The organism is Rathayibacter tanaceti (assembly GCF_001634385.1).
Taxonomy (GTDB): domain Bacteria; phylum Actinomycetota; class Actinomycetes; order Actinomycetales; family Microbacteriaceae; genus Rathayibacter; species Rathayibacter tanaceti.
The window spans coordinates 15,000-29,527 of the sequence record NZ_LIIN01000019.1 but is presented as its reverse complement, the minus strand read 5'-3'; the positions used below and the strand labels follow the sequence as shown (position 1 = coordinate 29,527).

The window sequence follows — 14,528 nt, the reverse complement described above, 5'->3', positions numbered from 1 at the left end:
GATGACCCTCGTGGCCGGCATCGCGATCACGACCACGATGCCCGCGTTCGCCGTCGGCGGCACCGCCGACTCCGAGATGGCCCGCGACTCGGCGAGCGCCGTCGCTGCGGCCCGCCCGCAGAGCTTCGTCGCCGCCGGAGTCGTGCAGAAGAGCGTCACGCGCGACTCGTTCGCCGCCGAGGCGAAGCCCGAGGTCCTCGTGCCCACCGCCTCGCTCGAGGCGATCACCGCCACGGCCGGAGAATCGACCGCCGCCGCGGAGGGGGTCTCGGGCGCCTGGGTCGTCCCGATCGCCGGCCGTGTCTCGAGCGGCTACGGCCCGCGCCCTGACGCACCCGTCGCGGGCGTGAACCTGTTCCACAAGGGCACCGACCTCGCCGGCGCGTGCGGCACCCCCGTCCTCGCGGCGGCCAGCGGCACCGTCGAGGAGGCGTCCTTCCAGGGCAGCTACGGCAACTGGATCCTGCTCGACAACGGCGGAGGCATCGAGACCGGCTACGCGCACAACAGCGAGCTGATGGTCTCGGTCGGCGACACCGTCACCGTGGGTCAGGTCATCGCTCTGCGCGGGTCGACCGGCGCCTCCACCGGCTGCCACCTGCACTTCGAGACCCGGGTCGACGGCGAGGCCGTCGACGCCGAGCCGTTCATGGCCGAGCTGGGCGTGCCGATCGGCTGACGCGCCGCCGACCACTCACTGAGCCGTGCGCGCGCCGGTCGAGACAGCGCCCGACCAGTGCGCGTCGGCCGGCTCCGTGGTCACCCTGATCTCGGCGTTCTGCTCGACCGCGACATCCATGGTGGCCGTGTTGCCGCCTCCGGTCCTCGTGCGGGTCGTGCTCGGACTGAAGAAGCACGATGAGCCGCCGGTCATCACTCCGACCACCTCGATCGTCACCTCGGCGTCCTCGGTGTCGCAGTCGACCGACACCGTGATGTGCACGGGCTCGCCGCTGAGGTGCACGGACTGCGGCGGCACCGCTCCGATCCGATCGGTCCAGCGGACGGCGGCCGAGGCACCGTCAGGCAGCGTCACGGCCCCGAGGGGCTTCGCAGTCGGTGTCGCCGTCGGGGTCCGAGCAGTCGTCGCCCCGTTCGTCGCGCCCGGCGCGTCCTCGCTCGGAGTGCACCCGCCCAGCGCGAACGCCATCAGCATCCCGAGCGCCGCGATCGCGCCCTTGGTCGTGGTCCGCACGGTGGTCGTGGTGGTTGTCACGGTGGTTCCCCTGTCCACTCGGTCCTTCCGGTCTACCCGAGTCGCCGCGGTCACGCGACCGCTCCTGGAAGACACGCAGCCGCCCGATCCCGACGCTAGCGGCCCGTGCGCTCGCGTCGCCGGAGGAGCGCCTCCGTCACGACGACCGCGACGGCGCAGTAGCAGCAGACCGGGACCATGACGACCATCGCGCAGAGGGCCGTGGTCCCGTCGCCCGCGCCCCACCAGTCGACCACGACGACGACCGCGAGCGCCAGAGCGAGCACGCACACGACGGACGCGAGCCACAGGGCTGGCCACGGTGCCCGCCCGCGGAGCACGGAGTAGGGAGCCGCACCGACGGCGAGGGCGGCGACCGTCGCTGACGTCATGACGACGACGGGCCTCACCGTCTCGACGGGCTGCCGGCCTCCTCCGGGAGGCGAGAGCAGGAGGAGGACCAGTGTCGTCACGACCGCGATCACCGCGCCGACGGCCACGAGCACCAGAGCTGCACGGACGGAGGCGCCCGAGCCGATGCGAGCGATCCGTGTCGGCATTCGTGCTCCCCGCTGCGTGCGCTGTCACCGACCCGCCCTCCGCGCGAACGGATGCAGCCCTTCTCCGGTCCCGTGACATGATCCCGCATCGGCGCGCAGCCGGCACTCCGCGGGAACCCCCAGTCCCGGCCGCGCGGGCCTTCGGCATCCTCGCGGGAGGAGAATGGGGACGTCCTGCCAGCGGCCGGACCTCGACCGCTACGGAGACATGCATGAACCCCACCGGGAGCTTCCGCGCCGCCCGCGACACCCTCCTGCAGCACCGCACCGACGCGGCGGCCGCGAACGAGGCCTTCCAGTGGCCCGACGTCGGCCCCCGCTTCAACTGGGCGGTCGACTGGTTCGACGCGATCGCGATCGGCAACGAGCGCACCGCCCTCTGGATCGTCGAGGAGGACGGCTCCGAGCAGCAGTACTCCTTCGACCGGATGCGCTGGCGCTCGGACGAGGTCGCGGCCTGGCTGCACTCGGTCGGCGTCGAGCAGGGCGACCACGTGATGCTGATGCTCGGCAACCGGCTTGAGCTGTGGGAGTCGATGCTCGCGATCATGAAGCTCGGCGCCGTGATCCTGCCCACGACGACCCTCCTCTCGCCGACCGACCTGGCCGGGCGGCTCGAGCGCGGCCGGGTTGCGCACGTCATCGCGGACGCCGCCGAGACCGCGAAGTTCGACGGGATCGCGGGCGACGTCGGGCTCATCGCCGTGGGCGGTCCGGTGGAGGGCTGGCTCGACTACGACGACTCCCTCGAGCCCTTCGGGATCAGCCCGACGGTGGTCGTCGAGAGCTCCGACCCGTGCCTGATCTACTTCACCTCGGGAACCACCTCGCAGCCCAAGATGGTCGTGCACACCCACCAGTCGTATCCCGTGGGCCACCTCACCACGATGTACTGGCTCGGCGTCCGCCCCGGCGACGTGCACATGGCGATCAGCTCGCCCGGCTGGGGCAAGCACGCGTGGAGCTGCTTCTTCGCGCCGTGGAACGCCGAGGCGACCGTCTTCGTCTACAACTACAGCCGCTTCTCGCCCGCCGCGCTGCACCGGCAACTCGACCGTGCCGAGGTGACCACGTTCTGCGCCCCACCGACGGTCTGGCGGATGCTGATCCAGTCGGAGCTCGGCGCGAGACCACGCGCACTCGCCGAGATCCTCTCGGCCGGGGAGCCGCTGAACCCCGAGGTGATCGCGACGATCGAGCGGGAGTGGGGCCTCACCGTGCGCGACGGCTACGGCCAGACCGAGACCACCGCGATGATCGGCAACCCGCCCGGCGCCCCGATCGTGCCCGGAGCCATGGGACGCGCCCTGCCGGGCGTCGCGGTCGCGCTGATCGACCCGCTGACTGGCGAGCCGGCGGCCACCGGCGAGATCTGCCTCGACCTCTCCGCCGAGCCCGTGAACCTGATGTCCGGGTACCTCGGCGATGACGAGCGCACCGCGCTCTCGCGCGCCGACGGCTGGTTCCACACCGGAGACGTCGCCGCGAGGGCCCTCGACGGCACCATCACGTTCGTCGGACGCACCGACGACGTCTTCAAGTCGTCCGACTTCACGATCTCGCCGTTCGAGGTCGAGAGCGTGCTGCTCCAGCATCCGGCGGTCGCCGAGTCGGCTGTGGTGCCGGCTCCGGATGCGCTGCGCCACAGCGCGGTCAAGGCGTACGTCGAGCTCGCCGATGGCTGGGAACCGACCGCCGAGACCGCCGCCGCGATCTTCGCGCACGCCCGCGAGCTGCTGTCATCGTTCGAGCGGGTGCGCCGCCTGGAGTTCCATCCGCTGCCCAAGACGATCTCGGGCAAGATCCGCCGCGTCGAGCTGCGCGAGCGCGAGGAGGAGGCGTTCCGCACCGGAGTCGAGATCGCGACGGAGTGGCGGGCCGACCGGCTCTGACGGCCGCCCTCCGCCGCGACAGCCGTCAGGCGGCCAGGTTGGCCCACTGCTTCAGAGCCGCCCGGGTCTGCGGCCCGGGGATGCCGTCGACCGGGCCGACCGAGTACCACGGGAACTGGGTGAGGAAGCGCTGGATGGCGCGCCAGGTGTTGGGGCCAGGCTGGCCGTCGACGACGCCGGGGTTCTGCCCGCGCAGGATGAGGAACCGCTGCATCGCCTTCCACGTGTTCGTGCCCGGGACTCCGTCGATCGCTCCCGGTGAGATGCCGTTGTCCCTAAACAGGCGCTGCAGCGACTTCCACTCGTCGGTGGTGAGGCCGTAGTAGTTCACGGCCGCGAAGGCTGGCGGCGCGGAGGCGACGGCGAGCACGCCGGCGATCCCGGCGCCGAGCGCACTCTGGAACAGGGCGCGTCGCCCCATCGGCTGCTTCGCGGAGGTACTGGTCATCGAATGTCTCCAGTGATACGGGGGACCTCGTCATCCCCGTACGACCGTACTGCGGAACGGCCCGTCACCGCACTGACGACATCAGTCCGACGGTCGGCCGACCGTCGGGCATCAGTCGGCTCTCCGCCCTTATAGCGGACCGGTAGGCCTTCCGGCTCCCGCGTCACCGAGTGGCGCGCGCGTCGGAAGGCGACCGACCGATCGTTCAGACCGGCCGCGCCACCGTCGCGCGGCTGGTCAGCAGCACGTCGAAGCTCGTGCGGCGGCGGTAGCGGAGGAAGGCACGGTCCATCTCGTCGAGCGAGCGGAAGCCGGCCCGTTCCGCCGCGCGGCGCCGGACGAGCACGATCGGCGCCGACGCCGCATGCTCTCGGATGATCCGCTGGGCGACGTCGACGCGGATCCGTGCGAGCGCGGAACGCACAGAGCTACGGCGGTGCAGCCAGAGGTTCGCTGTGACCGCCAGCGCCGGCACGCCCAGGGTGCGCGCAACGACGCGGGCGTCGAGGCCCGGTTCTGCATGGAGCGAGAGGAGGGAGCGATCGATCCGTTCGGTGAGGGTGGGGGTCCGTGGGCGCACGGGTGCCGTCATGGGTGGCTCGCATTCGAATGGTGCGGTGCCGTCGGTCGGGATGGCGCGACAGCGTGCTTCGTACTGGTCGGCCGGCGCAGGGGGGTAACGGCGCTCGGCCGGACCGGCGACGTGCTGACGTCGATGATCCGAAGCTCTGTCATCTTCGCCACGGCGCCCTCCCGCGCGAAGAGCGTGGCGCGTTTTTCGGTCTTATTTGGCGCATTCGGCGGCGCGTTCTGACGGATGCGCGCGCCTGCCTCCGAAGCGTTCGCGCCGAGGGGGTCGAGAGAGTCTCGACAGACCCGATCATCAAGGTGCTCCGCGCTGCCCCCTGCCTCTCAAGGAGACCTCACAATGACCCCCGCCGCACCCGAGGCGATCCTTCCCGCCGCCGCCCTCGTGTTCCCCCTTCTCGTCGGTGCGGCCCTGCTCGTCTCGGGGATCATCACCGTCCGGAGCGTCCTGCGCGGCTCCGAGCGGGGCACCTCCCCGCGTGGCACGAGCGCAGCCCGTGCCCGCTCCGTTCTGGCCGCCGGACTCGGGGACGCCGGCCTCGCGCGGGGTCCGGCCATCGCTCTCGCCGCACTGCGGATCGCGGCCGGCGCGCTCCTCCTGGTCAGCTCCGGACCCACGTACACGGCTGCCGCCCTGGTCGCCGCGCTGCTCTGTGCACTCGCTCTCCTGGGGGCCCTCCGCGCCTTCGCCCAGGCCCCCGAAGAGGAGGCGCAGACCCCCGCGACGGTCGCCGCGGCCGCCGCTCTGCTCGCCTTCGCGACGGCCGCCGCAGCACAGGGGATCCTCGGATTCACGGGCGTCCCGGCGCACCTCGGCCTCTTCGACCACCGCGATCTGAGCTGGGCGGCAGCTCTCGTCGGAGTGCTCGCAGCATGCAGCCTCCTGCAACTCGCCGGCCGGGTTCGAGGCCCCGCGACGCCTCCCGGACAGAGCGTTCGGAGGCACGGGTGATCCTCCGGCGCCCGGCGCCCTCGACCTTCCCGCACCTCGTCCTCGACGGCACCGCGTCGCACCTGCTCTCGGAGCGCCAGCACGTCGCCGTGATCACGTTCTGGATGCAGTTCCACAACGCCGGCCCGGCTGCACTGCACGATCTGGCCCTGCACTGCGGCTCGTTCACCGACGGCTCGGGAACCGAGCTCGAGTACGACGAGGCGCCGACGACCGTGGTCGGCAGGCCGGAGCGGGTCGCCCCGGGGGCCGGCTTCGTCGCCGTCGCGCATTACACCGCGGCGCCGCTCCGCGCGCCCAGGACGCTGCGGCACTCGGTCGTCCTCCGGGGCAGGACAGGAGAGGGGCGGACCTTCACCGACGCCGCATCGCTCGAGGTCCGACTCGATCCGAGGCGCACCCCCGAAGTCCGGTTCACCCCCTCGATCGCGGGGTCCGGGACCCTCCGCTGGCGGTGATCGACGGATCATCCGCCTGAAGACTTCTCATCAAGGCCCCTCATCAGTCAGGCTAGGGGTGTCGCGTCTCCCGAAGGACGCGCTAGAGAAAGGACTCCGCCGTGATGGGTATTGCAGAAGGCAGCCGACCGACCGTCGATCGCGGGGTGTCGCGTCGCGACACGGCCGCCGCCGCCTGGCTCGCTGAAGGCGGGGTGGATGTCCGCGCGACCGGGGCTTTCCGCATCGTCGCGGATACGCTCCGGAGCGACGGCGTCGAGGTCCTGCGGATCTGGCACACCCCGGGCCGCCTGCACCGCACCGCCCGCGCGGGTGCCGGCATCCGCCTGATCATCCCGCTCGAGGGCGTGCTCGTGATCCAGCCCGACGACCCGTCGGCGCTCGAGGTCCAGCTCGGCCCTGGAGACATCGCGTTCCTCCAGTGCGACTCGTCGTTCACCCTGGTCACCGACACCCCGAGCGCGCGCACCGAGATCGCTCTCGACCGGCCGCTGCTGGGCCTGGTCGATTCGAGCGACCGGGGCGCGGTCGTCACGGAGGCAGAGCCGGCCAGCCGCGGCATCCTCCTCTCGACCGTCAACTCGACGTTCGGCTCGACGCTCGACGCCGACTCGCCCGCGTTCCCCCTGGTGCGCGCGGCGGTCGAGCAGCTCGCCGGAGCCGTGCTCGCCACCTCGCTCCCGCGCGAGAGCAGCGAGGACGTCTACACGCGCGCGCTCGCCCTGATCGCCGCGATGTCCGCCGACTCCCGCCTCTCGGTGCAGGAGATCTGCGAGCGCCTGGGCGTGCCCAAGCGCACCCTCCAGCGCACCTTCGCCCGCAACGGGACCACTGTGTTCGACGAGATCCGCCGCGCCCGCCTCACGACCGCGCGTGCGCTCCTGGGCGGAAGCGACGCGCCCCCGGCCCCCGAGCACGCGCTGAGCAGCTACGTCCGCTCGCAGCGACTGCGTCGCGATCTGCGTCACCTCGAGACGGTACCGGCCGCGCGGCTCGGCTGACCGCGACCTCGCCACACCAGCGCACCTCCTCGGTGTGGCGATCCGGCGTGCCTCGCGTCTCCGAAGAACGTCTGCAAGTACCACTCGCCCGTGAGGAGTCAGGTCGTGACAGAGCAGTTCACCGTGCATCGCGAGCCCGCCGGTCCCACCGGCTCCTCGCCCGAGGGCGTGTGCGCGCCCGACTACCAGTTCGGGCGGGTGCTCTCGCCGGTCGGGACGTACGACGGCGACGTCGTGCCGGACAGCATCTGCGCGATGCTGGTCGTCGAGGGCTCCGGCGTGGTGCACCAGGCAACGTCACCACCGGCTTCTCAACCGGACGCCTTCTCGTGCTGGACGGCGCGTTGCCGATGACAGTCGAGGTCACCCGGCCGACCGCCCACTACGCCTGGCGGTTCCGGTCGTCGATGCTCACCACCCCCGAGATGTGGGCGGCCGTCGGTAGCTCGGTCACGGCCGCCCCCTCGGTTTGGGGGCCGGCGCGGGTGCTGGCGAACGCGCTGATCGGCGCAGATCCGGCCGTCTCCCACTCGGCAGACGCGTTGCGCGCGAGCGAACTGGTCCTTGCGTCGATCCTTTCGACGGCCGTCTCCGTCCGGCGGGCGTAGGCGGCGAGCCGAGCCTCACCGGCTGATCAGACCGCTCCGTCGGCGGCGACTCGGCAGAAGCACTCGTGGTCAGGGCAGCGTCCGTGGTCAGGGCAGCGTGCCGTGGTCAGGGCAGCGTGCCGAGCGCTATGCGGGGCAGCAGGCGCTGGATCGCCGTGGCGGCGGCTCCGCGCGCCCACTCGACGAGACCGCCGTCGTCGACCAGCAGCTCCAGCGCGGGCGCATCGGGGTCGCGCGTGCTCGCGATCGCCGCCTCGACCACGCCCGCCTGCTCGGAGTAGAGCGCGACTCCCTCGCCGGCGAGGATCACCGTGCCCGCCATCGACAGGTTGGCGATCGCAGCGATCATCGTGCCCAGTGCGCGGGCGGAGTCGCCGAGCACGCGGGCCGCTCCGGCGTCACCGGCGCGGGCGGCCGCGAAGCCCTCGGCCAGCGTCATCTGGTGGCCGGTGGCCACGTACAGCTGCCGGGTGAGCGAGGGCAGGCTGAGCATCGCCGTGGAGCAGCCGCGGTGGCCGGACTCGCAGACCGGGCCGGCGGGATCGAGCGGGTAGTGCCCACCGAGCCCGAGGCCCGCCGACGGTGGCGCCACCACACGGTCGTGCACGACGAGGCCGTAGCCGACGCCCGCACCGACCGTCAGAACGGCGAAGTGCGGGATGCCGCGGCCCCTCCCGAACCAGTGCTCAGCGCCGGTCAGTGCGACGACGTCGTTCTCGAGGGCGACGGGGAGGTCGAGGGCCGAGGAGAGTGGACGGGCGAGGTCGACGTCGCGCCAGCCGAGGAAGGGCGCGCGGCTGACCCGCCCGTCGGCACCGATACTGCCGCCGAGGGTCACGCCGAGGCCGGCGAAGGCGGAGGCGCCGCCGAGCTCGTCGACGACGGCAACGATCGCGCGGACGACCTCGGAGGGCTGCGTCCCTGGCAGGGCGCGCACGATCTCGAGCTCGGTCTGCGCGCGGAGATCGGTGCGGACCGCGAGGATCTCGGTGCCGGTGATCTTCACGCCGGCGAAGCGCAGCGCCTCCGCCCGGATGTCGAGCGGGCGGGCGGGACGGCCGACTCCGGTGCTCTGCTCGGCGCCCTCGACGACGAGCCCGCCGTCGAGGAAGGGGCGCGCGAGGCGGGTGAGGCTGGCCGGGGACAGGCCGAGGCGGCGGCCGAGCTCGGAGCGCGAGAGGGGGCCATGGATGAGGACTTCGCGGGCGAGGAGTTCGGAGGAGCTCCCCGACGCATCCTCGGCGACGACGGCGTCGGTCACAGCGCTCCTTCTTTCCGGGCTGGTACGAAGCTATCGGCTGACCCGGCACGGAGGAGAACCCCGGCCGATACTGATTGCTCTTGACACCCCTATTACTTCTACCCTAGAAAGAACTCATGCATCGCAGCATCGCCTCGACGAACGATCCGCAGACCCTCTCCGGCCGGGAGTCGCCGCTGTTCCACCTCCAGGACGGCGGGACGAGCGTCGTCGTCGACGCTCGACTGGCCACTTTCCCCGCGATCGTCCACTGGGGCGCCGCGCTCGGAGATCTTTCCACGGCCGAACTATCCGCCCTCGCCGACGCCGCGCTGCCGCAGCGCGTCTCGGGCGGGCTCGACGCCTTCGCCCCGCTCGGGCTCGTCGCCGTCGAAGCCGACGGCTGGCAGCACGCACCGAGCTTCGCGGGCACCCACGAGCGAAGCGCGGCCTCCGCGCGCTTCGAGGTGCAGAGCGCGGAGGCGGTCGGCACGGCCCTCCGTGTCGTCGCCGTCGGCGCCGGCGTACGCCTCACCGTCGACCTCGAACTCGACTCGGCCGGACTGCTCAGTCAGCGGGCGCGGGTCGAGAACCTCGACGCCCGCCCCTTCCGGCTCGAGCGCTTCGAACTCGGCTTCCCGCTGCCGGCGGTGGCACGCGAGATCCTCGACACCACCGGCCACCACCTCCGCGAGCGCCACCCCCAGCGACATGCGCTGACGATCGGCGAGCACTCGCGCAGCACACGGCGCGGGCGCCCGGGAGCCGATGCGACCCTCCTCCTCGCCGCCGGCACTCCCGGCTTCGGCTGGGAGCGGGGCCTCGTGCACGGCGTGCACCTGGGCTGGAGCGGCGACGCGGCGGTGCGCGCGGAACGCACGGTCGAGGGGGTCGCGTTCCTCGCCGTCGGCGAGCTGCTGCGCCCCGCCGAGATCGAGCTGGCGCAGGGCGAGAGCTACGAGACGCCGGTCGCGTACGGGTCCTGGGGCGACGGTCTCACGGAACTGCAGGCGCGCTTCCACGCCGCGGTCCGCGCTCGGCCGCAGCATCCCGCGACTCCACGGCCCGTCACCCTCAACACCTGGGAGGCGGTCTACTTCGACCACGACCTGACCCGGCTCACGGCCCTCGCCGAGCGGGCCGCGCGGATCGGCGTCGAGCGCTTCGTGCTCGACGACGGCTGGTTCCTCGGCCGTCGCGACGACACCACGGCGCTCGGCGACTGGAGCGTTGATCCCACCGTGTGGCCCGAGGGCCTCTCGCCGCTGACCGATGTCGTCACCGGACTCGGGATGCAGTTCGGCCTCTGGGTGGAGCCCGAGATGATCAGCCCGGAGTCCGAGCTGGCCCGCGCGCACCCGGAGTGGATCCTCGGGCCGGGCGGGCACCTCCCCCCTTCAGGGCGGCAGCAGCAGGTGCTCGATCTCTCGCAGCAGGGAGCGTTCGACCACATCCTCGGCGCGCTCGACGCGCTGCTCACGGAGTACCCGATCTCGTACCTCAAGTGGGACCACAACCGCGACGTGATCGAGGCGGTCTCGCCCATCACCGGCCGCGCCGCGGTGCACGAGAACGTGCTCGCGCTCTACCGGCTGCTCGACGAGCTGCGGGCGAGGCACCCCGGCGTCGAGATCGAGTCGTGCGCCTCCGGGGGCGCCAGAGTCGACCTCGGGATCCTCGCCCGCACCGACCGCATCTGGACCAGCGACTGCATCGACCCGCTCGAACGCCAGACCATCCAGCCCTTCACCCAGCTCGTCGTCCCGCCCGAGCTGATGGGCCAGCACATCGGCGGCCCGCAGTCGCACTCGACGAAACGGACCCACTCGCTCGCGTTCCGAGCCGGCACTGCCCTGCCCGGCCACCTCGGCATCGAGTGGGACATCTCCAGGCTCGACCCCGCCGTCGAGGAGGAGCTGACCGCCTGGGTCGCCTTCCACCGCGAGCACCGCGCGCTGCTGCACACCGGCACCGCCGTTCGAGCCGATCTGGCCGACGACGCGGCCTCGCTCTCGGGGGTCGTCGCCGCCGACCGCTCCAGCGCCCTGTTCACCTTCGCTCAGCTGCGCACCGGCGAGAGCTACCCGCCCGGCCGGATCACCCTCCCGGGCCTCAACCCCGAGACCGCCTACTCGGTGCGGCTCGCGCCGGTGACCACGCCGCTCGGCGGGCCCGGGCAGTCACCGCTCGCCTGGACCGAGCGGGAGACCGTGCTCAGCGGGCGCGTGCTCGCGACCGTGGGGCTCCAGGCCCCCGTCCTCGATCCCGAGCAGCTCGTGATGCTCGTCCTCACCGCCATCTGACCCGCCCTCCCGACCCGTCGCTCCGCCGGCGACGGGTCGCCGCTTCTGCACTCGCACCGCCCCCACCGCGGTCGAGCGCGCCCGAAATCCTGCTCCCCACGCGCAAGGAGGCGCCTCCATGTCCCCCCATCCCCCTCCCCCCGGATTCTCCCGGCGGGTCTTCCTCTCGGTGCCGCTCGCCGCAGCGTCCGCCGCGGCCCTCGCCTCCTGCGCCTCCCCCGGCGCAGCCGACGGCGTGACCACGCTCGACTTCTTCCAGTTCAAGGCGGAGGCGGTCGACGACTTCGCACGGATCATCCGCGATTTCGAGGCGGCGAACCCGGACATCCGGGTGATCGCCAACAACGTGCCCGACCCGGACACGGCGATCCGCACCCTGCTCGTCAAGGACAAGGTGCCCGACGTGCTCACTCTGAACGGCAGCGGCTACTACGCCGACCTCGCCAAGGCGGGGGTGTTCCACGACTTCACCGGCGATGAGCTGGTCGAGCGCGTGAATCCGGCGGCGCTCGAGATCATCGCCGACCTCGGCAGCTACAACGACGAGGAGGTGAACGCCCTCGCCTTCGCGAACAACGCCGACGGCATCCTCTACAACCGCAGGATCTTCGCCGACAACGGGATCGAGGTGCCCACCACCTGGGACGAGCTGATCGCGGTCTGCGACGCGCTGGTCGCCGCGGGCGTCACTCCGTTCTACGGCGCCTTGCTCGACAACTGGACTGGTGCGCCGGCGTTCAACGCGCTGGGCGGCCAGTTGCAGCCGGAAGGCTTCTTCGAGGCGCTGCGCGAGGAGGGCGCGGCCCTCGGGCCCGACTCGCCCGTCTCGTTCTCGAAGGACTACGCCGTGGTGATGGAACGACTCGGGCAGCTCTTCTCGTACACCCAGGAGGGCTCATTCGGCCGCGGCTACGACGACGGCAACCAGGCCTTCGCCGCGGGCGAGGCGGCGATGTACCCGCAGGGCATCTGGGCGGTCAACCCGGTGCGCACCAACAACCCCGACATCGATCTCGGAGTCTTCCCCTACCCGGTCCTCGACGACCCGGCGGACACCCGGGTCACCTCGGGCGTCGACGTGGCCGTCGCCATCGGCCGCGGCACCCCGAAGCTCGAGGCCGCCCGCCGGTTCGTCGACTACCTGTTGACCCCCGGAGTCGTCGAGCCGTACGTCGAGAGCCAGGCCGCCTTCTCGCCGCTGGTCGACGCCGCGCCCAACGCGGATCCGACGCTGGCCGAGCTGCAGCCTTACTTCGAGCAGGGGCGGCTGATCGGCTTCGTCGACCACCAGATCCCGGCGAGCATCCCGCTCAACCCCACCCTCCAGGCGTTCCTCGCCAGCGGAGACGCCGACGCGGCGCTCCGGACCCTCGACAGTGAGTGGCGCAAAGTCGCGGCACGCACGACCAGGAAGTGACCCCCATGACCACGACCACGACGGCCCCCGCGCAGGCGGCGACGACGCCTCCGCCGCCTCGGAGGAAGCGCACCATCGGGCGCACCTCCACGACGTTCTACTGGATGACGGTCCCCGCCGTCCTGCTCTTCTTCGCGCTGCACACCGTGCCGGTGCTCACCGGCGTCTTCTTCAGCTTCACGGATTACGCCGGCTACGGCTCCTGGGACCTGATCGGCGCCTCCAACTATCTGGCGCTCCTCCAGGACGACCGGGTCTGGAAGGCCTACGGGTTCACCTTCGGCTTCGCGATCGTGGCCACCGTGCTGGTGAACGTGATCTCGCTCGCCATCGCCGTGGCGCTGAACGCGAAGATCAGGTTCCAGACGGCCTTCCGGGGGATCTACTTCATCCCCTACGTGCTCTCGACCCTCGTCATCGGCTACGTGTTCCAGTACCTGTTCGCGAACTCGCTGCCGCAGATCCTCGGCTCGATCCCGGTGATCGGCGAGAACATCCTGGCGAACGCGGACTGGGCGTGGGTCGCGATCGTCGTGCTGGCGGTCTGGCAGGCCTCGGCCTTCTCGATCATCATCTACCTCGCGGGGCTGCAGACGATCCCGGGCGAGCTCTACGAGGCGACATCCCTCGACGGGGCGGGGAAGTGGCGGCAGTTCACCTCGATCACGTTCCCACTGATCGCCTCGTTCTTCACGATCAACATGGTCATCTCGATGAAGAACTTCCTCCAGGTGTTCGACCACATCATCGCCCTCACCAACGGCGGCCCCGGCACCTCGACGGAGTCGATCACGCTGCTGATCTACCGCGGCGGATTCCAGGGCGGCGAATACGCGTATCAGACGGCCAACGCCGTCCTCTACTTCCTCATCATCATCGTGGTCTCGCTGATCCAGTTCCGAGTCCTCAGCCGCAGAGAGGCCTCGTTCTGATGACATCGACCACCACTCCCACAACCGCCATCGCCCTCGGCGAGCCCGAGGGCAGGCGCCGACCCTCACGCGACACGCACCGGATCAACTGGTGGGCGACCGCGCTCATCGCCGTCTGCTCGCTGACGATCCTCCTGCCGCTCTACTTCGCCGTCGTGACGGCGCTCAAGACGCCCGACCAGCTCGGCGGGACCGGCTTCGAGCTGCCGACCTCGATCTCGTGGGGCAATTTCGCCGAGGCGTGGACGGCGACCCGCTTCCCTCAGGCGTTCGTGAACACGGCGCTGATCACGGTCGGAGCCGTCGTGCTGACGCTGTTCTCGAACTCGATGGTCGCGTACGCGGTCGCCCGCAACATGCACAAGCCGTTCTTCAAGGGCGTCTACTTCTACCTGCTCGCGGCGGTCTTCGTGCCGTTCCCCATCATCATGCTGCCGGTGGTGAAGGAGACGGCGCTGCTGGGCCTGGACAACCAGGCCGGGTTGATCCTGCTCTACGCCGTGTTCGGCCTCTCGATCAACACGTTCATCTACACCGCGTTCATCCGCTCGATCCCGATCGAACTCGAGGAGGCGGCCCGCACCGACGGCGCCTCGACCTGGCGCACCTACTGGCAGGTGATCTTCCCGCTGCTCGGCCCGATGAACGCCACCGTCGGCATCCTGACCTGCGTGTGGGCGTGGAACGACTTCATCCTGCCGCTCGTGGTGCTCTCGGATCCCTCCGCGCGCACCCTGCCGCTGGCCGAGTACGTCTTCCAGGGGCAGTTCAACACGAACTACACCGTCGCCTTCGCGTCCTACCTGATGGCGATGGCGCCGCTGCTGATCGTGTACCTGTTCGCCCAGCGCTGGGTGGTCAGCGGAGTGATGCGCGGGTCGATCAAGTAGGCGGGGCGGGGGGCGGCGAGCGGCCGTCCCCGCCGACTCCCGCG

Annotated in this window: 16 protein-coding genes; 11 read left to right on the top strand and 5 right to left on the bottom strand. The window is 71.3% G+C overall.

What is annotated here, in order from left to right:
- On the top strand, positions 1-679 hold a 679-nt coding region (locus ACH61_RS04210; protein WP_068208940.1), incomplete at its 5' end, for a M23 family metallopeptidase.
- A gap of 15 nt (positions 680-694) precedes the next feature.
- On the opposite strand, the gene ACH61_RS04205 is transcribed toward ACH61_RS04210, so the two are convergent.
- Together ACH61_RS04205 and ACH61_RS04200 are read right to left on the bottom strand one after the other, a co-directional pair.
- Entirely contained in the window at positions 695-1,216 is a 522-nt protein-coding gene (locus ACH61_RS04205; protein ID WP_132505843.1) for a hypothetical protein, read from the bottom strand.
- Positions 1,217-1,311: 95 nt separating this feature from the next.
- Positions 1,312-1,755 carry a hypothetical protein gene (locus ACH61_RS04200; RefSeq protein ID WP_068208933.1) on the bottom strand — a complete coding sequence of 148 codons (444 nt, stop codon included), beginning with the start codon at positions 1,753-1,755 and terminating at the stop codon, positions 1,312-1,314.
- Positions 1,756-1,967: 212 nt separating this feature from the next.
- On the opposite strand from ACH61_RS04200, the gene ACH61_RS04195 reads away from it, so the two are divergent.
- Entirely contained in the window at positions 1,968-3,647 is a 1,680-nt protein-coding gene (locus tag ACH61_RS04195; protein WP_068208931.1) for an AMP-binding protein, read from the top strand.
- 25 nt (positions 3,648-3,672) lie between these two features.
- Here the strand turns inward: ACH61_RS04195 and ACH61_RS04190 are convergent, their stop codons facing one another.
- Both ACH61_RS04190 and ACH61_RS04185 read right to left on the bottom strand, forming a co-directional pair.
- Complete coding sequence (locus ACH61_RS04190; RefSeq protein WP_068208928.1) at positions 3,673-4,095, bottom strand: peptidoglycan-binding domain-containing protein; 423 nt, start codon at positions 4,093-4,095, stop codon at positions 3,673-3,675.
- Positions 4,096-4,300: 205 nt separating this feature from the next.
- Positions 4,301-4,687 carry a hypothetical protein gene (locus tag ACH61_RS04185; RefSeq protein ID WP_068208925.1) on the bottom strand — a complete coding sequence of 129 codons (387 nt, stop codon included), beginning with the start codon at positions 4,685-4,687 and terminating at the stop codon, positions 4,301-4,303.
- A gap of 336 nt (positions 4,688-5,023) precedes the next feature.
- On the opposite strand from ACH61_RS04185, the gene ACH61_RS04180 reads away from it, so the two are divergent.
- From ACH61_RS04180 to ACH61_RS04160, 5 genes are all read left to right on the top strand, one after another.
- Entirely contained in the window at positions 5,024-5,635 is a 612-nt protein-coding gene (locus ACH61_RS04180; protein ID WP_068208922.1) for a hypothetical protein, read from the top strand.
- Complete coding sequence (locus ACH61_RS04175; RefSeq protein ID WP_068208919.1) at positions 5,632-6,093, top strand: hypothetical protein; 462 nt, start codon at positions 5,632-5,634, stop codon at positions 6,091-6,093. Before ACH61_RS04180 ends, ACH61_RS04175 begins: the two co-directional genes overlap by 4 nt.
- Before the next feature lie 104 nt (positions 6,094-6,197).
- Positions 6,198-7,094 carry an AraC-like ligand-binding domain-containing protein gene (locus ACH61_RS04170; protein ID WP_082845006.1) on the top strand — a complete coding sequence of 299 codons (897 nt, stop codon included), beginning with the start codon at positions 6,198-6,200 and terminating at the stop codon, positions 7,092-7,094.
- 105 nt (positions 7,095-7,199) lie between these two features.
- Positions 7,200-7,448, top strand: a complete 249-nt coding sequence (locus tag ACH61_RS04165; RefSeq protein WP_068208913.1) for a hypothetical protein — start codon at positions 7,200-7,202, stop codon at positions 7,446-7,448.
- Positions 7,445-7,702 (top strand): hypothetical protein, encoded by a 258-nt coding sequence (locus ACH61_RS04160; RefSeq protein ID WP_153038795.1) that lies wholly within the window; start codon positions 7,445-7,447, stop codon positions 7,700-7,702. Before ACH61_RS04165 ends, ACH61_RS04160 begins: the two co-directional genes overlap by 4 nt.
- 106 nt (positions 7,703-7,808) lie before the next feature.
- On the opposite strand, the gene ACH61_RS04155 is transcribed toward ACH61_RS04160, so the two are convergent.
- Entirely contained in the window at positions 7,809-8,963 is a 1,155-nt protein-coding gene (locus tag ACH61_RS04155) for an ROK family transcriptional regulator (RefSeq protein ID WP_068208910.1), read from the bottom strand.
- 116 nt (positions 8,964-9,079) lie between these two features.
- On the opposite strand from ACH61_RS04155, the gene ACH61_RS04150 reads away from it, so the two are divergent.
- From ACH61_RS04150 to ACH61_RS04135, 4 genes are all read left to right on the top strand, one after another.
- Complete coding sequence (locus tag ACH61_RS04150) at positions 9,080-11,245, top strand: alpha-galactosidase (RefSeq protein ID WP_068208907.1); 2,166 nt, start codon at positions 9,080-9,082, stop codon at positions 11,243-11,245.
- 118 nt (positions 11,246-11,363) lie between these two features.
- The gene (locus tag ACH61_RS04145; RefSeq protein WP_068208904.1) at positions 11,364-12,662 is read left to right on the top strand and encodes an ABC transporter substrate-binding protein; all 1,299 of its coding nucleotides are present in this window, start codon (positions 11,364-11,366) and stop codon (positions 12,660-12,662) included.
- Positions 12,663-12,667: 5 nt separating this feature from the next.
- Positions 12,668-13,594, top strand: a complete 927-nt coding sequence (locus tag ACH61_RS04140) for a carbohydrate ABC transporter permease (RefSeq protein ID WP_068208903.1) — start codon at positions 12,668-12,670, stop codon at positions 13,592-13,594.
- Positions 13,594-14,484 (top strand): carbohydrate ABC transporter permease, encoded by an 891-nt coding sequence (locus ACH61_RS04135; RefSeq protein ID WP_068208902.1) that lies wholly within the window; start codon positions 13,594-13,596, stop codon positions 14,482-14,484. Before ACH61_RS04140 ends, ACH61_RS04135 begins: the two co-directional genes overlap by 1 nt.
- The last annotated feature ends 44 nt before the right edge of the window (positions 14,485-14,528 follow it).

What these genes read in the sequence shown, in the direction of transcription:
- ACH61_RS04190 (WP_068208928.1), bottom strand. Translation starts at nt 4,095, where the DNA reads ATGACCAGTACCTCCGCGAAGCAGCCGATGGGGCGACGCGCCCTGTTC.
- ACH61_RS04195 (WP_068208931.1), top strand. Translation starts at nt 1,968, where the DNA reads ATGAACCCCACCGGGAGCTTCCGCGCCGCCCGCGACACCCTCCTGCAG.
- ACH61_RS04160 (WP_153038795.1), top strand. Translation starts at nt 7,445, where the DNA reads ATGACAGTCGAGGTCACCCGGCCGACCGCCCACTACGCCTGGCGGTTC.
- ACH61_RS04150 (WP_068208907.1), top strand. Translation starts at nt 9,080, where the DNA reads ATGCATCGCAGCATCGCCTCGACGAACGATCCGCAGACCCTCTCCGGC.
- ACH61_RS04170 (WP_082845006.1), top strand. Translation starts at nt 6,198, where the DNA reads ATGGGTATTGCAGAAGGCAGCCGACCGACCGTCGATCGCGGGGTGTCG.
- ACH61_RS04140 (WP_068208903.1), top strand. Translation starts at nt 12,668, where the DNA reads ATGACCACGACCACGACGGCCCCCGCGCAGGCGGCGACGACGCCTCCG.
- ACH61_RS04135 (WP_068208902.1), top strand. Translation starts at nt 13,594, where the DNA reads ATGACATCGACCACCACTCCCACAACCGCCATCGCCCTCGGCGAGCCC.
- ACH61_RS04185 (WP_068208925.1), bottom strand. Translation starts at nt 4,687, where the DNA reads ATGACGGCACCCGTGCGCCCACGGACCCCCACCCTCACCGAACGGATC.
- ACH61_RS04145 (WP_068208904.1), top strand. Translation starts at nt 11,364, where the DNA reads ATGTCCCCCCATCCCCCTCCCCCCGGATTCTCCCGGCGGGTCTTCCTC.
- ACH61_RS04180 (WP_068208922.1), top strand. Translation starts at nt 5,024, where the DNA reads ATGACCCCCGCCGCACCCGAGGCGATCCTTCCCGCCGCCGCCCTCGTG.
- ACH61_RS04200 (WP_068208933.1), bottom strand. Translation starts at nt 1,755, where the DNA reads ATGCCGACACGGATCGCTCGCATCGGCTCGGGCGCCTCCGTCCGTGCA.